The organism is Streptomyces sp. NPDC059696, from assembly GCF_042733745.1.
In the GTDB taxonomy this organism is placed as follows: Bacteria; Actinomycetota; Actinomycetes; order Streptomycetales; family Streptomycetaceae; genus Streptomyces.
Genome location: NZ_JBHWFG010000001.1, coordinates 267,341 through 287,013 on the forward strand (window position 1 = coordinate 267,341; position 19,673 = coordinate 287,013).

Below are 19,673 nucleotides of genomic sequence, written 5' to 3' on the forward strand. Positions count from 1 at the left end.
CGAAGGGCGCCCGGTGCACACCGGGCGCCCTTCGCCTGTCCCTGAGGCTTCTCAGCCGCGGTTGAGCTCGAACCAGACCACCTTGCCGGTGCTGAGGCGGGTCGCGCCCCAGCGCCGGGCCAGCCGGTTCACCAGATACAGCCCGCGCCCGCCCTCGTCGGTGGCGCGGGCCTGCCGCAGCCGCGGCAGCTGCGGCACGTCGTCGCCGACCTCGCAGCGCAGGACGTCCGTGCGCAGCAGCCGCAGCGTCACCGGCCGCGAGGCGTACCGGACGGCGTTGGTGACGACCTCGCTGACCAGCAGCTCCACGGAGTCGCTGAGCTCCTCCAGACCCCAGCGCGACAGGGCACGCCGGGCCAGCCGGCGGGCCCGGCCCGGTGCCGCGTCCTCCGGCTCCAGGAACCAGTACGCCACGTCACTGGGCGCGATCCCGTCGAAGCGGGCGGCGAGCAGCGCGATGTCGTCGTCCCGGTCGCCCGGCCCGAGCATGTCGAGCACCTCGTCGCACAGGGCTTCCAGGGGCGGCGGATGGTCCGGCCCGGTGAGCTGCGCGACCGCGGCGAGCTTCTCCCGCAGCTGCTCGATACCGGTCCACACATCGCGCAACCGGGACTCGACCAGGCCGTCGGTGTAGAGGAGCAGGGTCGCACCGGCGGGCGCGTCCAGCTCCACCGCCTCGAAGTCCACGCCGCCGACCCCGATGGGGGCACCGGCGGGCACGCGCAGCACCTCGGCACGGCCGCCCAGGTGCAGCAGGACGGGCGGCGGATGACCGGCGTTGGCGATGGTGATGCGGTGCGATACCGGGTCGTACACCGCGTAGAGGCAGGTCGCCATGCGGTCCACGCCGAGGCGCTGGGCCTGTTCGTCCAGGTGGTGCAGGACCTCCTGCGGCGGCAGGTCGAGGCCGGCCAGGGTCTGGGCGGTGGTGCGCAGCTGGCCCATGATGGCGGCCGACGTCATGGAGTGGCCCATGACGTCACCGACGACCAGCGCGACCCGGCTGCCGGGCAGCGGGATCGCGTCGTACCAGTCGCCGCCCACCCGGGCCGTCTCCGCCGCGGGCAGGTAGCGCGAGGCCAGCCGTACGCCCGTGGGGCGGGGCAGCGTCTCGGGCAGCATGGTGCGCTGCAGCTCGTCCGCGATGTACGCCTCGCGGCCGTACAGCACGGCCTTGTCGATGCCGAGGGCGCTGTGCGTGGCGAGCTGGGCGGCCACCAGCAGGTCGTCCGGGTCGAACGCGATGCGCTCGGGGCGGCGCAGGAAGAGGGCGGCACCGATGACCCGGCGCCGGCCGCGCAGCGGGGCGAGGATCGCGCGCTGCCCGTCCGGCACGGCGAACTCGCCGTCCTCGCCGAGCAGCTCCGGCAGTGCGGCGCGGGCCGCGGGAGCGTCGGTGAACACCGGGCGTACCCCGCGCAGCACCTCGGCGAGGGCGCTGCCGGGCCGGACCTCGCACAGCTCGGCGCCGACCGTGTCCAGTTCATTGGGCTCGGGCTGCGCGGCCGGCAGGAAGCCGTTCTCGGTGTCGCGCTCCGCCGGTATCCGGTCGGTGCGGCGCAGCCGCAGCACCAGCGGGCCGGTGGGCCGCTCGTCGCCGACGGGCAGCGGGTCGCGCAGATAGACCAGGATCGCGTCGGAGAAGGTGGGCACGGTGGCCCGGCACAGCCCCATGACGATCTCGTCGAGGTCGATGCCGCGGGCGATCCGCCGGGTGGCGGCCCCCACGAACCGGAGCCGGTCGCCGTCCCGCCGCATCGGCGTGGGGCGGCCGGGCGGCAGGCTCTGGCCGCTGCGGCGCTCCTGCCCGTCGGCGTTCACCCCCGGCCGGTCCTGCTCGTCGGCCGGCTGCACGGGGATGCCCTCGGGGGCGGGGCGCGGCCGGGGCGTCTCGCGCTCGGCGGTCTGCTCTGCACCCGGCTGGGAGTGCTCGGAGGCGGGGTCGCTCACGGTGTCCTTGCCCTTGCCGAACGGCGTGGAGGTGCCCGGCTCCGACGTGCCCGGCGTGGTGTGTGCCGTCGTGACCGGAACGCTGACGTCGCCGCCTGGGCGGCTCTGTACCGGTAAGGCGCCGGGCCCGCGCGCCGGGGCCGGGGTATGCGCGAACGCCCCGCGGGGGTCCGCGGGGTCGACGCCCGCCTGGGGGCGTTCGAAGGAGGTCGGCTGCTCCGTCACGCGTGTCGCATCCATCCGTCCGGGGCTGCGCGCCGCGCGCGCAGTGGGTCCCGCCGAAACTCCGATACCCGGATTACCTGCCCCAGGAACGGAATTCCCGCGTGGTCAGAGGTTGTTCCTGTGCCACCGGCGGGCCGTCCGCGGCCCCAGGGGGCCTGCTGCCGGCCCAGGGGGCCTGTGGCGCAGGCCCTGCCGGTGTTGCCCTCGTACCCCTCGCTCACGTCCTGCCGCCCCTCGGTGACGATCGGTCAAGCCCAGCGCGTGCTCCGGTAGTTGCCGCCGCGCGCCCTTGCGGAGGACGATCCTACGTTTCTTGCCCGGGGGCGCATCAAGGGTCTCATGAGGACACATGCGCGGGAGTGCGGTCCCAGTCCTCCGGCAGTGACGGTACCGTCCAGGACGGATCCGGGCGCCAGTGCTGCCAGCCTTCCGAGAACGGCGGCCCCCAGGCGCGGATCACCTCCACGGCGTCCCCTCCCGCCGTCCGTACCTTTTCCGCCTGTTGGTCGTCCATCAGCCCGTCCCGCCGGGCCTGGGCGAACTCGTCCTCGTCGCGCCAGTGCCAACTGCGGTCGGGATGGACGGAGATGTCCAGGAAATGGTCGACGGAGTCGACGCCACCGGCCCAACGGGCCAGCGGCTCCTCCAGGTTCACGTACCAGTTCTTGAACTGCCAGCCCGGCTCCCAGAACAGCCACACCGACCAGGGCTCGCCGGGGCGGGCCAGCTTCAGCACGCCCGTGCCGAACCACCGGTCCCGCTGGACGGTCCGCGGCTTGGTGTAGCGCGACTCCAGCGGTTCCAGGTGTACGGGCGTGCCGTCGGCGAGCACGGGCTTCACACACTCCGTGCCGGGCGCCAGCCACACGGCGAGCAGGTCCGCGTCGTCCCGGACGACGGTGACCGGGCGCGCGATGTGCACCTGCGTGCCGCCGTTCTCCCGGTACCGCCACAGAATCCGGCTCCCGGGCGCCCAGAAGCCTGCCGCACCACCCGTTTCCACGCGTCTCATCGCTCCACCGTCTGCCATGAACAGATATTAGGTGCCGTAGGCATACGACGCTGCGGCGCGTGTCACGGTTCACGCGCCGGGCACACGGACGCGCCCCCCTGTCACGGGTGCGTCATCCGCAGGACATCGAGCGCCTCGTCGAGCTGCTCCGCGGTGAGGTCCCCACGCTCCACGTACCCGCCGTCCAGCACGACCTGACGGATCGTCCTCCGCTCGGCCAGGGCCTTCTTGGCGACCTTCGCGGCCTCCTCGTAGCCGATGTACTTGTTGAGCGGGGTGACGACGGAGGGGGAGGACTCGGCGTACTCCCGCGCGCGCTCGCGGTTCGCGGTGATGCCGTCGACGGTCCGGTCGGCGAGCAGCCGCGTCGCGTTCGCCAGGAGCCGGATCGACTCCAGCACGTTCTTGGCGATGACCGGCAGCATCACGTTGAGCTCGAAGTTCCCGGCGGCGCCGGCGGTCGCGACGGTGGCGTCGTTGCCCACGACCTGGGCGGCGACCATCAGCACGGCCTCCGGGACGACCGGATTCACCTTGCCCGGCATGATCGAGGAGCCGGGCTGGAGGTCGGGCAGGGCGATCTCGGCGAGGCCGGTGCGCGGCCCGGAGGACATCCAGCGCAGATCGTTGGCGATCTTCGTCAGCCCGACCGCGATGGTCCGCAGCTGCCCGCTGGTCTCGACGATGCCGTCCCGGGCGCCCTGGGCCTCGAAGTGGTTGCGGGCCTCGGTGAGGGGCAGCTCCGTCACCCGGGCGACCTCCTCGATCACGGCGGCGGAGAAACCGGGCGGAGTGTTGATGCCGGTGCCGACGGCCGTACCGCCGAGGGGCAGTTCGGCGAGCCGGGGGAGGGAGGCCTCCAGCCGCTCGATCCCGTAGCGCACCTGGGCCGCGTACCCGCCGAACTCCTGGCCCAGCGTCACGGGCGTGGCGTCCATCAGGTGGGTCCGCCCGGACTTCACGACGTCGGCGAACTCCTCGGCCTTGCGCTCCAGGGAGGCGGCGAGGTGCTCCAGCGCGGGGACCAGGTCGCGCGTCACGGCGGCGGTGGCGGCGATGTGGATCGAGGAGGGGAAGACGTCGTTGGACGACTGGGAGGCGTTGACGTGGTCGTTGGGGTGCACGCCGCGGCCCAGCCGCTCGCTCGCCAGCGTGGCGATGACCTCGTTGGTGTTCATGTTGGACGAGGTGCCGGACCCGGTCTGGAACACGTCGACCGGGAAGTGCTCGTCCCACCTGCCCTCGGCGACCTCCGCTGCCGCGTCCTGGATCGCCTGGGCGATGTCCTTGTCCAGGACCCCCAGCTCGGCGTTGACCTTGGCCGCGGCGCCCTTGATCCGGGCCAGCGCCTCGATGTGCGCGCGCTCGATGCGCTGCCCTGAGACGGGGAAGTTCTCCACGGCCCGCTGGGTCTGGGCCCGCCACTTGGCGTGCGCGGGCACCCGCACCTCGCCCATCGAGTCGTGCTCGGTGCGGTACTCGGTCCTGTCCTGCTCGTCGGTCATCGACGATCACCTCCACGTGTCACAGCGTCCGCGCCGCGACCACTGTTCCCCGTGGAGGCGAATCATCACCGCCGTCGTCAGGCGAGTCCGGGACCCCGTACCGGAATGGAGGTGAACGTCGGCGCCGGGGCCGGGTCCTGGAAGAAGTCGTTGCCCTTGTCGTCGACGACGATGAACGCCGGGAAGTCCTCGACCTCGATCTTCCAGACCGCTTCCATGCCGAGCTCCTCGTACTCGACGACCTCGACCTTCTTGATGCAGTCCTGGGCCAGACGCGCCGCCGGGCCGCCGATGGAACCGAGGTAGAAGCCGCCGTGGGCGTCGCACGCGTCCGTGACCTGCTTGCTGCGGTTGCCCTTGGCGAGCATCACCTTGGAGCCGCCCGCCGCCTGGAACTGCTCCACGTAGGAGTCCATCCGGCCGGCCGTCGTCGGGCCGAAGGAGCCCGACGCGTAGCCCTCGGGGGTCTTCGCCGGACCGGCGTAGTACACCGGGTGGTCCTTCAGGTACTGCGGCATCTCCTCGCCCGCGTCCAGCCGCTCCTTGATCTTGGCGTGTGCGATGTCGCGCGCCACGACCAGCGGGCCGGTCAGGGACAGGCGGGTCTTCACCGGGTACTTGGTGAGCTCCGCGAGGATCGTCTCCATCGGCTGGTTCAGGTCGATCTTCACCACGTCGCCGCTCTCGTCGAGCTGCTCGTCGGTCGTCTCCGGCAGGAAGCGCGCCGGGTCCGTCTCCAGCTGCTCCAGGAAGACGCCCTCGGCGGTGATCTTCGCGACGGCCTGGCGGTCGGCGGAGCAGGAGACCGCGATGGCCACCGGGCAGGACGCGCCGTGCCGGGGCAGGCGCACCACGCGCACGTCGTGGCAGAAGTACTTGCCGCCGAACTGCGCGCCGATGCCGATCTTCTGGGTCAGCTCGAAGACCTTCTCCTCCAGCTCCTTGTCCCGGAAGCCGTGGCCCAGCTCCGAGCCCTCGGCCGGGATCTCGTCCAGGTAGTGCGCGGAGGCGTACTTCGCCGTCTTCAGGGCGTACTCGGCGCTGGTACCGCCGACGACGATCGCCAGGTGGTACGGCGGGCAGGCCGCCGTGCCGAGCGAGCGGATCTTCTCCTCCAGGAACTTCATCATGGAGGACTCGTTCAGGACGGCCTTCGTCTCCTGGTACAGGAACGACTTGTTGGCCGAGCCGCCGCCCTTGGCCATGAACAGGAACTTGTAGGCGCCGCCGTCGGCCGCGTACAGCTCGATCTGCGCGGGGAGGTTGGAGCCGGTGTTCTTCTCCTCCCACATGGTGAGCGGAGCCATCTGCGAGTAGCGCAGGTTCAGGTTCTGGTAGGCGTCGTAGATGCCGCGGCTCAGGGCCTCCTCGTCACGGCCCTCGGTGAGCACGTTCTGCCCGCGCTTGCCCATCACGATCGCCGTGCCGGTGTCCTGGCACATCGGCAGCACGCCCGCCGCCGCGATGTTCGCGTTCTTCAGCAGGTCCAGCGCCACGAACTTGTCGTTGCCGGAGGCCTCGGGGTCGTCGATGATCCGGCGCAGCTGCGCGAGGTGGGCCGGGCGCAGGTAGTGCTGGATGTCGTGGATGGCCTCTTCGGCGAGCTTGCGCAGCGCCTCCGGCTCCACCTTCAGGAAGGTCCGCCCGTCCGGCCCCTCGACCGTGGAGACGCCCTCGGAGGTCACCAGCCGGTAGGGGGTGGTGTCCTCTCCCTGGGGGAGCAGATCGGTGTACGCGAACTCAGGCATCTCAGCCCATTCCTCACTCGACGGACGGCGGCCCGCCTCCGTTGGCGAGCGCCAACCAGCGTAGAACCTGCCGCCGACGGCGAGCCCGTGAGGGAGGGCTGAGTTCGTCACACTGGAGCGCGTGAGGGGGCTATCGCGATCTATCGTGTTTCGCTACGCTGGTGCCGTGGACCTTCAGAAGCAGGACCTCCAGAAGCCGGAGCCCCGGCAGCAGGGCGCGCCCGCCGTCTCCGAGCTGCGCGCCTCCGACGCCGAGCGCGACCGCATCGCCGACATCCTGCACGACGCCCTGGCCGAGGGCCGTCTCACCGCCGACGAGCACGCCGAGCGCGTCGAGGGGGTGCTGCGCGCCAAGACCGTCGGCGAGCTGGAGGTCTTCATACGGGACCTGCCCGCTGCCCACCGCCGCGACCCCGGCCCCGTCCACCCCGCGGCACCCCAGCGCCCCACCGCCGGCGCCATCCCGTTCGACCCGGACGACAACGTGGTCGCGGTGTTCAGCAGTGCCGTCCGCAAGGGCCGCCGGCGCGCGGGCCGGCGGATCCACGCCTACGCGATCTTCGGCAGTGTGGAGATAGACCTCAGCGAGGCCCTCTTCGACCACCAGCAGGTCGTCGTCAAGTCGTTCGCGATCTTCGGCAGCGTCGACATCCGCGTCCCGGAGAACGTGTCGCTGCGCGGCATGGGCGGCGGCGTCCTCGGCAGCTTCGAGGTGGCCACGCTCGACTCGGAAGAACCGGAGGCCCCCATCGTCTACGTGGACGGCTGGGCCGTGCTGGGCAGCGTCGAGGCGCGGCCGAGGCGGGGCAAGGTCGTCGCGGACATCCTGGACCGGGTGCAGCGCAAGGTCGACCGGAGTTTGCGCAAGCACCTGGGGCATTGACAGTCGCGAATCCCCTGAAGGCGGCGGTTCGGAACTCAGTGCATAGGCGCGCGCACAGCGGGTAGGCCTTGCTGCATCGTCTCTCGCTCGCGAAGCCGTCGTCAGGAGTAGACCGTGCTGCAACCGACGCATTCGTCCCTGCAGGTAGCTGCCGTTCCGGCCCCGCGGGTGCCAGCGCGAGACAGGGACCAGGACGCCCCGTGGCACACCGAGGCGGTGTGCCGGCGCGACGAGGCCGGCCTGTTCTTCGCCCCCTCCAAGGAGCCGACCGCCGCGCGGCTGTCCCGGGAGGAAGCGGCGAAGCGGGTCTGCGCCCGGTGTCCCGTGATGGTCGAGTGCCGCGAGCACGCCCTGCTCCAGCCCGAGCCCTACGGCGTCTGGGGCGGGCTCACCGCCGCGGAGCGCCGCGTGGTCCTGGCCCGGCGCCGCCGCCGCGAGATGGAGCTGAAGAAGGCGGCCCGTCCTGCGGACCGGATAGCCGCGGCCGGCTGACGGCCGAGCAGCACGGGAAGGGCGTCCCCACCGCACCGGGGACGCCCTTCTCCTGCATTCGGCCTGCTCGGGGGCGCCGGCCCTGCACGGGGCCGCGCAGCGCGACCGGCCACGCACGCGCCGCGGGCCACGCCCGCGCCCGCGCCCCCGGGCCGGGCCGCGCTACTTGCCCTTGTCGAAGTCGATCGCGCTGTACGCCCGCAGCTTGCTCAGCCGGTGCTCCGAATCGATTCTGCGCACCGTGCCGGAGCGCGACCGCATCACGATCGAGTCGGTCGTCGCGGTCTCCGCCCGGTAGCGAACTCCCCGCAGCAGCTCGCCGTCCGTGATGCCGGTCGCCACGAAGAACACGTTCTCGCCGGTGACGAGGTCCTCGGTCGTCAGCACGCGGTCGAGGTCGTGCCCCGCGTCGATCGCCCGCTGCCGCTCCTCGTCGTCCTTGGGCCACAGCTTGCCCTGGATCGTGCCGCCCAGGCACTTCACGGCGCAGGCCGAGATGATGCCCTCCGGCGTGCCGCCGATGCCGAGCAGCAGGTCGACGCCCGTGCCCTCGCGCAGCGCCAGGATCGAGCCGGCCACGTCACCGTCGGAGATCAGCTTGATGCGCGCCCCGGTCTCCCGGATCTCCTTGATGATGCCCTCGTGCCGCGGCCGGTCGAGGATCACCACCGTCACGTCCTCCGGCGCGGAGCGCTTCGCCCTGGCGACCCGGCGGATGTTCACCGCCACCGGGGCGTTGATGTCGACGAAGTCGGCCGCCTCCGGTCCGGTGACGAGCTTGTCCATGTAGAAGACGGCGGACGGGTCGAACATGGACCCGCGTTCGGCGGCGGCCAGCACCGCGATCGCGTTCGTCATGCCCTTCGCGGTCAGCGTGGTGCCGTCGATCGGGTCGACGGCGATGTCGCACTCGGGCCCGGTCCCGTCGCCCACGCGCTCCCCGTTGAACAGCATCGGGGCTTCGTCCTTCTCGCCCTCGCCGATGACGACGACGCCGTTCATCGAGACGGTGGAGACGAGGGTCCGCATGGCACGCACCGCGGCACCGTCGGCGCCGTTCTTGTCACCCCGCCCGACCCAACGGCCCGCGGCCATCGCCGCCGCCTCGGTGACCCGGACGAGCTCCAGGGCGAGGTTGCGGTCGGGGGCCTCGGAGGGCACATCGAGTTCGGACGGCAAATGATGATGCTCGGTCATCGGAGCGCACCTTTCTGTACGACGACGGCCGGATGAGGGTGTTGTCGCCCGACTCTATCCCCGAGTCGCCAAATTGAGCAGGGGCCCCCACGGATGAGCGCGGCAGGGACCTGCGACGATAGGGGGCGTGGCACGCGAGAACGGCAATCAGAAGACGGCGCGGGACATGATCCTCTCCATGGGGGTCATCATCCTGGTGGCGGGCTTCGTGTACCTCTTCATCCCGCACGACGACAGCCCGCCCGACGTCAAGGCCGTCGACTACCGGGTCGAGCTGCTCACGGCACGTCGCGCCGCGTCCTACCCCGTGGCCGCGCCCGAGGGGCTGTCCGACGCGTGGAAGGCCACCTCCGTCCGTTTCCGCGGTGACGCGTTCGACGCCTGGCACCTCGGCTTCCACGATCCCGAGGGGGAGTACGTGGCGGTCGAGCAGTCCGCTCAGCGGCGCCCGGTCTTCCTGGACGAGGCGACGCAGGGCGCTCACGAGACGGACAGGACCCAGGAGATCGACGGGAAGACCTGGACCCGCTACGAGGGCGGCCGCTACGACGCGCTGGTCCTGGAGGGCACCGAGGGCTCGACGACGGTCGTGACGGGCACCGCGTCGTTCGCGCAGCTGACGAAGATGGCCGAGGCGCTGCAGACGAAGTGAACAGGCATGCGGAAGGCCCCCGGCCGCTAGAACCTAAGCGGTCGCCGGGGGCCTTCCGCGTGCGGGGCGCGGGTGTGGCTCAGACGGTCGTGACGACCTGGTCGAAGTCCAGGCGCGGGGAGCGCGGGTGCCAGGCGTCCGGGCCGGGGCGGCCGATGTTGACGATCATCAGCGGGGTGTGGTCGTCGTCCAGGAACTCCTTGCGGACGCCCTCGAAGTCGAAGCCGGTCATCGGGCCGGCGGCGAGACCGGCGGCGCGCACGCCGACGATGAAGTAGGCGGCCTGGAGAGCGGCGTTCAGCGCGGCGGCGTTCTCGCGGACCGGGCGCTCGGTGAAGAAGATGTCCTTGATCTGCGGCGCGGCCGGGAACAGGTGCGGCAGTTCCTCGTGGAACTCGTTGTCCGCGGAGAGGATCGCCACCAGCGGGGCGCTCGCGGTCTTGGGCCGGTTGCCCTCGGCCATGTGCGCGACCAGGCGCTCACGGGCCTCGGGGGAGCGGACCAGGGTGATGCGCAGCGGGGTCTGGTTGAAGGCGGTCGGACCGTACTTGACCAGGTCGTAGATCGCCCGCACCTGCTCGTCGGTCACCGGCTCGTCGGTGAAGGTGTTGGCGGATCGGGCCTCGCGGAACAGCAGGTCCTGGGCGGCGGGGTCAAGAACGAGGGACATGAAGGCACTTTCTCGCGACGGTCGGTCCGGAAGATCGGCTGACGGCTTCGACCGTACGCTAGTGAAGTTCAACGTTCAACTAATGTGAGGGTGTCGTGTGTCACCCCGAACCGAACGGTCCCGTCCGGTCAGTCCGCGTCCGCGTCCTGCGAAGCCTCCTCCGCCAGCGCCGCGTCCAGCCGCGCCCGGGCCCCGTCCAGCCAGCGCCGGCACACCTTGGCCAGCTCCTCGCCGCGCTCCCACAGCGCGAGGGACTCCTCCAGCGTCGTACCGCCCGCCTCCAGGCGCCGGACGACCTCGATCAGCTCGTCCCGCGCCTGCTCGTACCCGAGCGCCTCGCTCGTGCCCGGTGTCTCGTCAACCTCGCTGGTCATCCACCCACCCTATGTGTCCACTCGTACGGAGAACTCACCCTCGGAGACCCGCGCCCGCAGGGCCTCGCCGGGCGTCACCTCGCCCGGGTCGCGGACGGCGTGCCCGTCCGCCCTCTGCAGCACGGCGTACCCGCGCTTCAGGGTCGCGGCGGGGGAGAGGGCCACCACGCGCGCGTGCGTGTGCGCCAGCTCCGAGTCCGCCCGGTCGAGCTGGTGCCGCAGGCACCGCCGGCCCCGGTCGAGCAGGTCCGCCACCTGGTCGGCCCGCACGTCGATCATCCGGTGCGGGTCCTCTATCGACGGCCGCGCCAGCGCGTGCGCCAGCCCGCGCTCCTCGCGCTCCACCAGCGCCGCCACACACCGCCGCGCCCGGTCCCGCAGCAGCCGCACCCGCTCCAGCTCCTCGCCGACGTCCGGCACGACCTTCTTCGCGGCGTCGGTCGGCGTGGAGGCGCGCAGGTCGGCGACCTGGTCCAGCAGCGGGTTGTCCGGTTCGTGCCCGATGGCGGACACCACCGGCGTACGGCACTGCGCGACCGTGCGGATCAGCTGCTCGTCGGAGAACGGCAGCAGGTCCTCCACACTGCCGCCGCCCCGCGCGACGATGATCACGTCCACGTCGTCGAGCGCGTCGAGCTCTTTGACGGCCTGCACCACCTGGGGCACCGCGTGCACGCCCTGCACGGCGACGTTGCGCACCTCGAAGCGCACGGCGGGCCAGCGGTGCCGGGCGTTCTCCAGCACGTCCCGCTCGGCGGCCGAGGCCCGTCCGCAGACCAGCCCGATCAGCTGCGGCAGGAACGGCAGCGGCTTCTTGCGCTCCGGCGCGAACAGCCCCTCGCGCGCCAGCGCCTTCTTCAGCTGCTCCAGCCGCGCGAGCAGCTCACCGACCCCGACGGGCCGTATCTCGGCGGCCCGCAGCGACAGCTGCCCCCGCGGCGCGTACCACTCGGGCTTCGCGAGGACGACGACCCGGGCACCCTCGCTCACCACGTCCGCGACGGCGTCGAACACCTGCCGGTAGCAGGTGACGCTGACGGAGATGTCGTGCGAGGGGTCCCGCAGGGTCAGGAACACCACACCGGCGCCCGGCCGCCGCGACAACTGCGTGATCTGCCCCTCGACCCACACCGCGCCGAGCCGGTCGATCCAGCCCCCGATGAGCCGCGACACCTCACCGACGGGCAGCGGGGCTTCCGGAGTCGTGTTCACAGCCATGCCCGCGAGGGTAGTGGGCACCGCCGACAACACCGCTCAGCAGCCCTGCCGACACCGGCCTCGCCCCACGCGGACGACGCACGGGGCCGTCGGCGCGCGCGGGCCGGCCGCCCCGCGCGCGCCGTCCCCCTCACGGCGGCGACGACACGACCAGCGCGACCGCGCCGTGCGACTTCGCGTCCAGCGTGCCGAACACGCCCACCGGCGCCATCGGCGCGATGAACAGCAGCCCGTGGACGACCAGGTCACGGAAGCCGAGACTGCGCCGCAGCGCGGGTTCCCCCGCGGCCCGGGAGGCCGCCGTTCCGGTCTCGGGCACCCGTGCCTCCGCTCCCGCCGTACGTCACTCGCGTCACGCCGTGTCAGTCTTCCCGGGGACTGTGCACCCACGCGATCTTTGACCCGCCGAACGCGGCCTTACGATGGGACGCATGTCTGCTTCGCCTGGCCGCCGTGTCCTGCTCGCCGCCCCCCGTGGCTACTGCGCGGGTGTGGACCGCGCCGTGATCGCCGTCGAGAAAGCCCTGGAGCAGTACGGCGCTCCGGTGTACGTCCGGCACGAGATCGTCCACAACAAGTACGTCGTGCAGACCCTGGAGAAGAAGGGCGCGATCTTCGTCGAACAGACGGAGGAAGTGCCCCCGGGGAACATCGTCATGTTCTCCGCGCACGGCGTGGCCCCCGTCGTCCACGAGGAGGCCGAGCGCGGCAGGCTCGCCACCATCGACGCCACCTGCCCGCTGGTCACCAAGGTCCACAAGGAAGCCGTCCGCTTCGCGAACGAGGACTACGACATCCTCCTGATCGGCCACGAGGGCCACGAGGAGGTCATCGGCACCTCCGGCGAGGCCCCCGACCACATCCAGCTCGTGGACGGCCCGGGCGATGTGGCGAAGGTCGAGGTCCGCGACCCCTCCAAGGTCGTCTGGCTCTCCCAGACCACGCTGTCCGTCGACGAGACCATGGAGACCGTCGACGCCCTGAAGGACAAGTTCCCGCAGCTCATCTCCCCGCCCAGCGACGACATCTGCTACGCCACGCAGAACCGCCAGCTGGCCGTGAAGCAGATGGGCGCCGAGTCGGACCTCGTCATCGTGGTCGGCTCGCGCAACTCCTCCAACTCCAAGCGGCTCGTCGAGGTCGCCAAGATCGCCGGTGCCCGCGAGGCCTACCTCGTGGACTTCGCCGACGAGATCGACGAGGCCTGGCTGGAGGGCGTGAACACGGTCGGTGTCACCTCCGGCGCCTCCGTCCCGGAGATCCTGGTCGAGCAGGTCCTGGAGTTCCTTTCCGAGCGTGGCTTCGAGGACGTCGAGATCGTCAAGGCGGCCGAGGAGTCCATCACGTTCTCCCTGCCCAAGGAGCTGCGGCGCGACCTGCGCGAAGAGGCCGCCGCCCTGGCCGCCGAGCGCGGCGGCGCCGGGACCGGTGAACATTCCGGGGAGTGATCGGGAACGGGCCGGGCAGCTCAGCGGTCCGGCCTGTGACGGTCAGTCCTTCGTCGTAACGTAGGGCCATGCAGATCTTCGGAGTGGACATCGGCGGATCCGGGATCAAGGGTGCGCCGGTGGACCTGGACAAGGGCGACCTGGCGCAGGAGCGTCACAAGGTCCTCACCCCCCACCCGGCCACGCCCGAGTCGGTGGCCGACGGCGTCAAGCAGGTCGTCGACCACTTCGGCTGGACGGGCCCGGTCGGAGTGACCTTCCCGGGCGTGGTCACCGACGGAGCCACGATCCGCACGGCGGCCAACGTCGACGACAGCTGGATCGACACCGATGCGCGTGCGCTGCTCGGCGAGCGGCTGGGCGGTCTGCCGGTGACGGTGGTCAACGACGCGGACGCGGCGGGCGTCGCCGAGATGCACTTCGGCGCCGGCCGCGACCGCCGGGGCACGGTGGTCCTGCTGACCCTCGGCACCGGCATCGGCAGCGCGGTCTTCGTCGACGGCGTCCTGGTCCCCAACACCGAGCTGGGCCACCTGGAGCTCCACGGGCACGACGCGGAGAAGCGGGCCTCCAGCAAGGCGCGCGAGGACCACGACATGACGTGGGAGCACTGGGCGGTGCACCGCGTGCGCCCCTACCTGGCCCACGTCGAGATGCTGTTCTCGCCGGAGCTGTTCATCATCGGCGGCGGTGTCAGCCGCAAGTCCCACAAGTTCCTGCCCCACATCGAGGGCATCAAGGCGGAGATCGTCCCGGCGCAGCTGCAGAACAACGCGGGCATCGTGGGCGCGGCGATGCGAGCGGTGGAGCACTAGGGTGCTTCGGGCCGTCCCGTCACCCGCCCTGGGGTGCTTCGTGCCGTCCCGTCACCCGCCACGGGGCGCGACAGGCGGGACTGTGCCCGCGCGGTCACGGCACCCGGGTCCGTCCCGGCCCGCGGAGTGTCAGTGCGGCGGCCGGGCCCCCGCGGTCCGCCGCCGGTGCACCAGCCGGATCCGCCGGACGATCACGATCACCCCGGCGACGAGAGTGCCGCCGTACAGCCAGCCCGCCTGTGTGGCGAGTGCCGTCACCAGGCCCATCAGCGTGCCGCCGGTCCCGCCCTCGTCGTCGGCCACCGGCAGCAGCCCCGCGGCGAACGCGATCGGCACCACCACGGGCGCCGTCATCAGGTCCCCCCGGCGCACCCAGAGGGCGGTCAGCACGCACACCGGCAGGAACAGCACGCCGTACGCCGTCAGGGACGCCCCGAACAGCGCGGCGCACAGCGCGCCCAGCAGGACCATCACCGCCATGCAGAACAGCCCGCTGCCCAGCCCGGTCAGCCGGGGGTTCGGCAGCCCCGCGATGGCGGGCGACGGCACGGGCGCGGGCCTGCGTACCGGCTCCGGTCGGCGCCGCGGCCCGGGCGGCCGTGCCGCACGCACGGGCTCACCCCCCGCCCCCCGCCCCGCCTGGGACGGCACGGGTTGGCGGGGCGGCCTGGGCCGGTCCCGTCGCGGTCCGTACTGGGGAGATCGCGTCCTGTATCGCTCCACCGCACCAACTTAGGTCGTTCAATATGCCGAATAGGCCGACAGACACGCCGTCGGCCGAGGCTTGGCCAAGCGTTCGATACGTCGCCGGGACGGATCCGGACACGCCGTAGACTGGTGGATCGGCCGGTCCCCTGGCCCTCCACTCACGGGAACCCGGCCCCCTGGCCCTCCACTCACGGGAAGTCGCAACGTGTCGCTCACGATCGGAATCGTCGGTCTGCCGAATGTCGGCAAGTCGACCCTGTTCAACGCCCTGACCAAGAACGACGTGCTGGCGGCCAACTACCCGTTCGCCACCATCGAGCCGAACGTCGGCGTGGTCGGCGTCCCCGACCCGCGCCTCACCAAACTGGCCGAGATCTTCTCCTCGCAGCGGGTGCTCCCGGCCACGGTGGACTTCGTCGACATCGCCGGCATCGTGCGCGGCGCGTCCGAGGGCGAGGGCCTCGGCAACAAGTTCCTCGCGAACATCCGCGAGTCCGACGCGATCTGCCAGGTCATCCGTGCCTTCAAGGACGAGAACGTCGTGCACGTGGACGGCAAGGTCTCGCCCAAGGACGACATCGAGACGATCAACACCGAGCTGATCCTCGCGGACCTGCAGACCATCGAGAAGGTCCTGCCGCGCCTCCAGAAGGAGTCGCGCATCAAGAAGGACATCGCGCCGAAGGTCAAGGCCGTCGAGGAGGCCAAGGAGATCCTGGAGAAGGGCGACACGCTGTTCTCCGCGGGCATCGTCCAGGGCTCCGGCAACGAGGAGCTCCTGCACGACCTGCACCTGCTCACCACCAAGCCGTTCCTCTACGTCTTCAACGTCGACGAGGACGAGCTGACCGACGACGACTTCAAGAACGAGCAGCGGGCCCTGGTCGCCCCGGCCGAGGCGATCTTCCTCAACGCCAAGCTGGAGGCGGACCTCGCCGAGCTCGACGAGGAGGAGGCACTGGAACTCCTCCAGTCCGTCGGCCAGGAGGAGCCGGGCCTCGCGACCCTGGCGCACGTCGGCTTCCGCACCCTGGGGCTCCAGACGTACCTGACCGCGGGCCCCAAGGAATCCCGCGCCTGGACGATCAAGAAGGGCGCCACGGCCCCCGAGGCGGCCGGTGTCATCCACACCGACTTCCAGAAGGGCTTCATCAAGGCGGAGGTCATCTCCTTCGACGACCTGGTGGAGACGGGCTCGGTCGCGGAGGCCCGCGCGAAGGGCAAGGCGCGCATGGAGGGCAAGGACTATGTGATGCAGGACGGGGACGTGGTGGAGTTCCGCTTCAACGTTTAGCGGGTGACTCAGCACCACGTCGCTGATCTGGCAAACGTGCAGGCCAGAGAGGGTCCGGCTCTTCGGGGTCGGGCCCTTACTTTTTCCCGTGCTGGGATGGTGCTGGGATAGCTGACCCCTCGTCACCTGTCGTCATCCCTGGTCATCCGTCCCGTACTGGGATTGTGCTGGGACGTGGATTCGCTGCCGGTGCTGGGTTCCACTCCGGTGACTGGCCGAACCGCAGGGACCGTGGCTGCTGGCTCTGGCAAAGTGGTCGGCACCCCTAGACGATTCTCGTGAGGAACTTGTGAGCACGCTCGGTAGCTTCATTTGGTCAATCGCTGACCAGCTTCGGGGCCCCTATCGCCCCAACCAGTACGGGACGGTGGTCCTCCCGTTCACGATCCTGCGGCGGCTCGACTGCGTGCTCGAGCCGGATTGTGAGGTGGTACGGGAGCTGGCATCGAAGTTCGAGAACCCGAACCGGCTCAAGGTCGAGGTCAAGAAGGCCACAGGACGGACCTTCTACAACACCTCCAACTACTCGTTCGCGAACCTGCTGGCCGACGCGGACGGGCTGGCGGACAACCTGGCCGACTACATCGACCGGTTCTCCAGCGATGTGGACGTGTTCGAGTACTTCGACTTCAAGAAGGAGATCCTGGCTCTGGAGAAGGCCGGGCTCCTACGCGAGATCGTCAAGTCTTTCGGCAAGGTCGACCTTCACCCCGATGTGGTGTCGAACGCCGACATGGGTGACGCCTTCGAATACATCATCCGCAAGTTCAACGAGGCAGCGAACGAGACCTCCGGCGACCATTACACGCCGCGCGATGCGATCCGGCTGCTGGTCGACCTGCTCTTTGCGGAGAAGGATGTCGACCTCACCGAAGGCGGCATCATCCGATCGCTGTACGACCCCACCGCCGGCACCGGCGGCATGCTCTCCCTGGCAGAGGAGCACCTGCTCGCAGGGAACCCCGACGCGAAGCTGGGCTTGTACGGCCAGGAGTACAACCCGCAGTCGTACGCCATCTGCAAGTCCGACCTGCTCGCCAAGGGCCACGACGCGACCAACATTGCCTTCGGTAACACGCTCACCGACGACGCCTTCAAGGGCCGCCAGTTCGACTACTGCATGTCCAATCCGCCCTACGGCGTGGACTGGAAGCAGTACGCCAAGGCGGTCAAGGAGGAGCGAGACTCCGCCGGCCCCTACGGCCGCTTCGCACCGGGCCTCCCCGCGACTTCCGACGGACAGATGCTCTTCCTGCTCCACCTGGCCCACAAGATGCGCGCACCCGAGGACGGTGGCGGCCGCGTCGGCATCGTCATGAACGGCTCTCCGCTCTTCAACGGCGCTGCTGAGTCCGGCCCTTCCAACATCCGCCGGTGGCTGTTGGAGAACGACCTCGTCGAGGCGATCGTCGCCTTGCCGACCAACATGTTCTTCAACACCGGCATCGCCACCTACATCTGGATCCTGGACAACACCAAGCACCCCGACCGCCAGGGCAAGGTGCAGCTGATCGACGGCACGTCGTTCTGGACCAAGATGCGCAAGAACCTCGGCGCCAAGGGACGCGAGATCAGCGACGCCGACCGCGCCGAGGTCCTGCGGCTGTACGACGACTTCGAGGACGCCGATCCCGAGCTCTCCAAGGTGCTGCGCAACGACCAGTTCGGCTACTGGACGGTCACCGTCGAGCGCCCCCTGCTGGACGAGGGCGGGAACCCTGTCGTCAACCGCAAGGGCGAACCGAAGCCCGATTCGAAGAAGCGCGACACGGAGAACGTGCCCTTCACCTACGGCGGCTCGACCGCCGGCGCGGCGGCGGAGCGCGAAGTCATCCAGGCGTACTTCGATGCGGAGGTGAAGCCGCACGTTCCCGACGCCTGGATCGACTGGGCCAAGACCAAGACGGGTTACGAGATTCCCTTTACGCGGCACTTCTACAAGTACGTTCCGCCTCGTCCGCTCGCGGAGATCGACGCCGACCTGGAGAAGCAGGTTGCCAAGATCCTCGATCTGCTGCGGGAGGTTGAGGGATGACACTTGCACAGTTTGATCTTGAGCAGGCTTGGGCCGGCAACGTCCCATCCCACTGGCGCTGGAGTAGAAACAAAGAACTCCTGGCAGAGTCGCTGTCGGTCTCGCCCGAAGGCACAGAGGAACTTCTCAGCGTGTCGCATCTGACTGGGATCACCCCGAGGTCAGAGAAGAACGTGACGATGACTGCTGCGGAGAGCCTCGATGGCTACCGCCTCGTGGAGGCGGGCGATCTCGTCATTAATACGATGTGGGCGTGGATGGGAGCGCTCGGCGTCTCGAAGCAGGCTGGCATCGTGAGCCCTGCGTACGGTGTGTACAGGCCACGTCAGAACGCAGCCTTCTGTCCTGGGTTTTACGACTACCTCTACCGATCGACGCCGTACGTGATGGAGATGACTCGCCTCTCCCGCGGCATCTGGTCGTCGCGCCTTCGGATCTACCCTGACGTCTTCCTCAGCATGGCGATCCCAGTGCCGCCGCTGGAAGAACAGCGCGCCATCGCCGACTACCTTGACCGCGAGACGTCCCGCATCAACACACTCATTGAGGAGCAGCAGCGACTGATCGCGATGCTCCGCGAGCGGCGGTCTGCCGTAATTACACATGCAGCGACCCGCGGCTTGGACAACGCTGCACTGGTTGACAGCAACAACCTCTACCTTGGGCCCGTCCCTGCGCATTGGACGGTCAGCCGTTTCAGCCGCGAAATGGATGTGAACGGTGGCCAGGTCGACCCGAAGGAGGATCCGTGGATTGACATGGTCCTGGTCGCGCCGAACCACATTCAGTCAGGCACGGGAAGAATCGTCGGCCGTGAAACGGCACGCGAGCAGGGGGCTGACAGCGGCAAGTACATGGCTAGCGCGGGGCAGATTCTCTACTCCAAGATCCGGCCAGCACTCAACAAGGTTGCGATCGCAGTTGAAGACTGTCTGACCAGTGCCGATATGTACGCGATGTCGAGCAGGCGCAACGACGACCACAGGTACCTCATGTACTTCATGCTCGCCCATCCCTTCCACGCATTTGTGACGCTTGCTTCGCTAAGGGTCAAGATGCCTAAGATCAATCGTGACGAGTTGGGTGAAGCTCCCTTGTTGCGTCCGCCACTCGATGAGCAACGCCGCATCGCTGCGTATCTGGATGAGCAAACTGCGAAGATCGACACGCTCATTGCTGAGGCCGAAGGATTCATCGATCTCGCTCGCGAGCGCCGTTCGGCACTGATCACGGCAGCCGTGACAGGTCAGATCGACGTACGAGTGGCGGCGTGATGGCCGACCACAACGAGGCGGCCTTTGAAAAGGAGATCTGCGAGTACCTCGAGGCACGCGGCTGGCTGTACTCGGCGAATGACCACGACGGAGGCGAGTACGACCGCGAGCGAGCGCTGTTCCCGGCGGATCTGTTCGCGTGGCTGGAGGCGACGCAGATTTAGGTGTTATAT

At 69.8% G+C, this 19,673-nt stretch carries 18 protein-coding genes and 1 pseudogene; 9 read left to right on the forward strand and 10 right to left on the reverse strand.

What is annotated here, in order from left to right; translation table 11 throughout:
* Positions 1-51: 51 nt before the first annotated feature.
* The 4 genes from ACFV20_RS01220 to ACFV20_RS01235 all read right to left on the reverse strand — a co-directional run bounded on the left by ACFV20_RS01220 (position 52) and on the right by ACFV20_RS01235 (position 6,440).
* On the reverse strand, positions 52-2,190 hold the full coding sequence (locus ACFV20_RS01220; protein ID WP_385650943.1) for a SpoIIE family protein phosphatase: 2,139 nt from the start codon (positions 2,188-2,190) through the stop codon (positions 52-54).
* Between the two features lie 322 nt (positions 2,191-2,512).
* Positions 2,513-3,205 (reverse strand): DUF402 domain-containing protein, encoded by a 693-nt coding sequence (locus ACFV20_RS01225; protein WP_385650946.1) that lies wholly within the window; start codon positions 3,203-3,205, stop codon positions 2,513-2,515.
* An 83-nt stretch (positions 3,206-3,288) separates the two neighbouring features.
* Positions 3,289-4,692, reverse strand: a complete 1,404-nt coding sequence (locus ACFV20_RS01230) for a class II fumarate hydratase (protein ID WP_385650949.1) — start codon at positions 4,690-4,692, stop codon at positions 3,289-3,291.
* A 77-nt stretch (positions 4,693-4,769) separates the two neighbouring features.
* Positions 4,770-6,440 carry a fumarate hydratase gene (locus ACFV20_RS01235; protein ID WP_385650952.1) on the reverse strand — a complete coding sequence of 557 codons (1,671 nt, stop codon included), beginning with the start codon at positions 6,438-6,440 and terminating at the stop codon, positions 4,770-4,772.
* Positions 6,441-6,606: 166 nt separating this feature from the next.
* Between ACFV20_RS01235 and ACFV20_RS01240 the strand changes: the two genes are divergently transcribed.
* Positions 6,607-7,323: a DUF1707 domain-containing protein gene (locus ACFV20_RS01240; RefSeq protein WP_385650953.1), complete on the forward strand. Its 717-nt coding sequence runs from the start codon at positions 6,607-6,609 to the stop codon at positions 7,321-7,323.
* Positions 7,324-7,437: 114 nt separating this feature from the next.
* On the forward strand, positions 7,438-7,815 hold the full coding sequence (locus tag ACFV20_RS01245; protein WP_385650956.1) for a WhiB family transcriptional regulator: 378 nt from the start codon (positions 7,438-7,440) through the stop codon (positions 7,813-7,815).
* A 162-nt stretch (positions 7,816-7,977) separates the two neighbouring features.
* Here the strand turns inward: ACFV20_RS01245 and glpX are convergent, their stop codons facing one another.
* Entirely contained in the window at positions 7,978-9,012 is a 1,035-nt protein-coding gene (glpX, locus tag ACFV20_RS01250; protein ID WP_385650959.1) for a class II fructose-bisphosphatase, read from the reverse strand.
* Between the two features lie 127 nt (positions 9,013-9,139).
* Between glpX and ACFV20_RS01255 the strand changes: the two genes are divergently transcribed.
* Positions 9,140-9,664, forward strand: a complete 525-nt coding sequence (locus ACFV20_RS01255) for a DUF4245 domain-containing protein (RefSeq protein WP_385650962.1) — start codon at positions 9,140-9,142, stop codon at positions 9,662-9,664.
* Between the two features lie 79 nt (positions 9,665-9,743).
* Here the strand turns inward: ACFV20_RS01255 and ACFV20_RS01260 are convergent, their stop codons facing one another.
* From ACFV20_RS01260 to ACFV20_RS01275, 4 genes and pseudogenes are all read right to left on the reverse strand, one after another.
* On the reverse strand, positions 9,744-10,334 hold the full coding sequence (locus ACFV20_RS01260) for a malonic semialdehyde reductase (RefSeq protein WP_385650965.1): 591 nt from the start codon (positions 10,332-10,334) through the stop codon (positions 9,744-9,746).
* Between the two features lie 128 nt (positions 10,335-10,462).
* Positions 10,463-10,708, reverse strand: a complete 246-nt coding sequence (locus ACFV20_RS01265; protein ID WP_385650968.1) for an exodeoxyribonuclease VII small subunit — start codon at positions 10,706-10,708, stop codon at positions 10,463-10,465.
* Between the two features lie 9 nt (positions 10,709-10,717).
* Positions 10,718-11,926, reverse strand: coding sequence for an exodeoxyribonuclease VII large subunit (gene xseA, locus ACFV20_RS01270; RefSeq protein ID WP_385650971.1), 1,209 nt, complete (start codon positions 11,924-11,926; stop codon positions 10,718-10,720).
* Positions 11,927-11,964: 38 nt separating this feature from the next.
* Positions 11,965-12,245 (reverse strand): annotated as a pseudogene (locus tag ACFV20_RS01275) (amino acid permease); the annotation flags it as partial.
* Positions 12,246-12,348: 103 nt separating this feature from the next.
* On the opposite strand from ACFV20_RS01275, the gene ACFV20_RS01280 reads away from it, so the two are divergent.
* Both ACFV20_RS01280 and ppgK read left to right on the forward strand, forming a co-directional pair.
* On the forward strand, positions 12,349-13,374 hold the full coding sequence (locus tag ACFV20_RS01280) for a 4-hydroxy-3-methylbut-2-enyl diphosphate reductase (protein ID WP_385650973.1): 1,026 nt from the start codon (positions 12,349-12,351) through the stop codon (positions 13,372-13,374).
* A 68-nt stretch (positions 13,375-13,442) separates the two neighbouring features.
* Positions 13,443-14,189 (forward strand): polyphosphate--glucose phosphotransferase, encoded by a 747-nt coding sequence (ppgK, locus tag ACFV20_RS01285; protein WP_385650976.1) that lies wholly within the window; start codon positions 13,443-13,445, stop codon positions 14,187-14,189.
* Between the two features lie 129 nt (positions 14,190-14,318).
* Here the strand turns inward: ppgK and ACFV20_RS01290 are convergent, their stop codons facing one another.
* Positions 14,319-14,912, reverse strand: coding sequence for a DUF6542 domain-containing protein (locus tag ACFV20_RS01290; protein WP_385650978.1), 594 nt, complete (start codon positions 14,910-14,912; stop codon positions 14,319-14,321).
* Positions 14,913-15,102: 190 nt separating this feature from the next.
* Here ACFV20_RS01290 and ychF point away from each other — a divergent pair, with 190 nt between their 5' ends.
* The 4 genes from ychF (at position 15,103) to ACFV20_RS01310 (ending at position 19,664) form a co-directional block, all read left to right on the forward strand.
* The gene (gene ychF / locus ACFV20_RS01295; RefSeq protein WP_385650981.1) at positions 15,103-16,191 is read left to right on the forward strand and encodes a redox-regulated ATPase YchF; all 1,089 of its coding nucleotides are present in this window, start codon (positions 15,103-15,105) and stop codon (positions 16,189-16,191) included.
* Positions 16,192-16,480: 289 nt separating this feature from the next.
* Positions 16,481-18,226, forward strand: coding sequence for an N-6 DNA methylase (locus tag ACFV20_RS01300; protein WP_385650984.1), 1,746 nt, complete (start codon positions 16,481-16,483; stop codon positions 18,224-18,226).
* The gene (locus ACFV20_RS01305; protein WP_385650986.1) at positions 18,223-19,500 is read left to right on the forward strand and encodes a restriction endonuclease subunit S; all 1,278 of its coding nucleotides are present in this window, start codon (positions 18,223-18,225) and stop codon (positions 19,498-19,500) included. Before ACFV20_RS01300 ends, ACFV20_RS01305 begins: the two co-directional genes overlap by 4 nt.
* Positions 19,497-19,664, forward strand: a complete 168-nt coding sequence (locus ACFV20_RS01310) for a hypothetical protein (protein WP_385650989.1) — start codon at positions 19,497-19,499, stop codon at positions 19,662-19,664. Before ACFV20_RS01305 ends, ACFV20_RS01310 begins: the two co-directional genes overlap by 4 nt.
* Positions 19,665-19,673: the final 9 nt, after the last annotated feature.

Bases quoted from the DNA above. Each gene is read 5' to 3' on its own strand.
- ACFV20_RS01220 (WP_385650943.1), bottom strand. From the start codon at position 2,190: ATGGATGCGACACGCGTGACGGAGCAGCCGACCTCCTTCGAACGCCCC.
- ACFV20_RS01225 (WP_385650946.1), bottom strand. From the start codon at position 3,205: ATGGCAGACGGTGGAGCGATGAGACGCGTGGAAACGGGTGGTGCGGCA.
- ACFV20_RS01230 (WP_385650949.1), bottom strand. From the start codon at position 4,692: ATGACCGACGAGCAGGACAGGACCGAGTACCGCACCGAGCACGACTCG.
- ACFV20_RS01235 (WP_385650952.1), bottom strand. From the start codon at position 6,440: ATGCCTGAGTTCGCGTACACCGATCTGCTCCCCCAGGGAGAGGACACC.
- glpX (WP_385650959.1), bottom strand. From the start codon at position 9,012: ATGACCGAGCATCATCATTTGCCGTCCGAACTCGATGTGCCCTCCGAG.
- ACFV20_RS01260 (WP_385650965.1), bottom strand. From the start codon at position 10,334: ATGTCCCTCGTTCTTGACCCCGCCGCCCAGGACCTGCTGTTCCGCGAG.
- ACFV20_RS01265 (WP_385650968.1), bottom strand. From the start codon at position 10,708: ATGACCAGCGAGGTTGACGAGACACCGGGCACGAGCGAGGCGCTCGGG.
- xseA (WP_385650971.1), bottom strand. From the start codon at position 11,926: ATGGCTGTGAACACGACTCCGGAAGCCCCGCTGCCCGTCGGTGAGGTG.
- ACFV20_RS01280 (WP_385650973.1), top strand. From the start codon at position 12,349: ATGGGACGCATGTCTGCTTCGCCTGGCCGCCGTGTCCTGCTCGCCGCC.
- ppgK (WP_385650976.1), top strand. From the start codon at position 13,443: ATGCAGATCTTCGGAGTGGACATCGGCGGATCCGGGATCAAGGGTGCG.
- ACFV20_RS01305 (WP_385650986.1), top strand. From the start codon at position 18,223: ATGACACTTGCACAGTTTGATCTTGAGCAGGCTTGGGCCGGCAACGTC.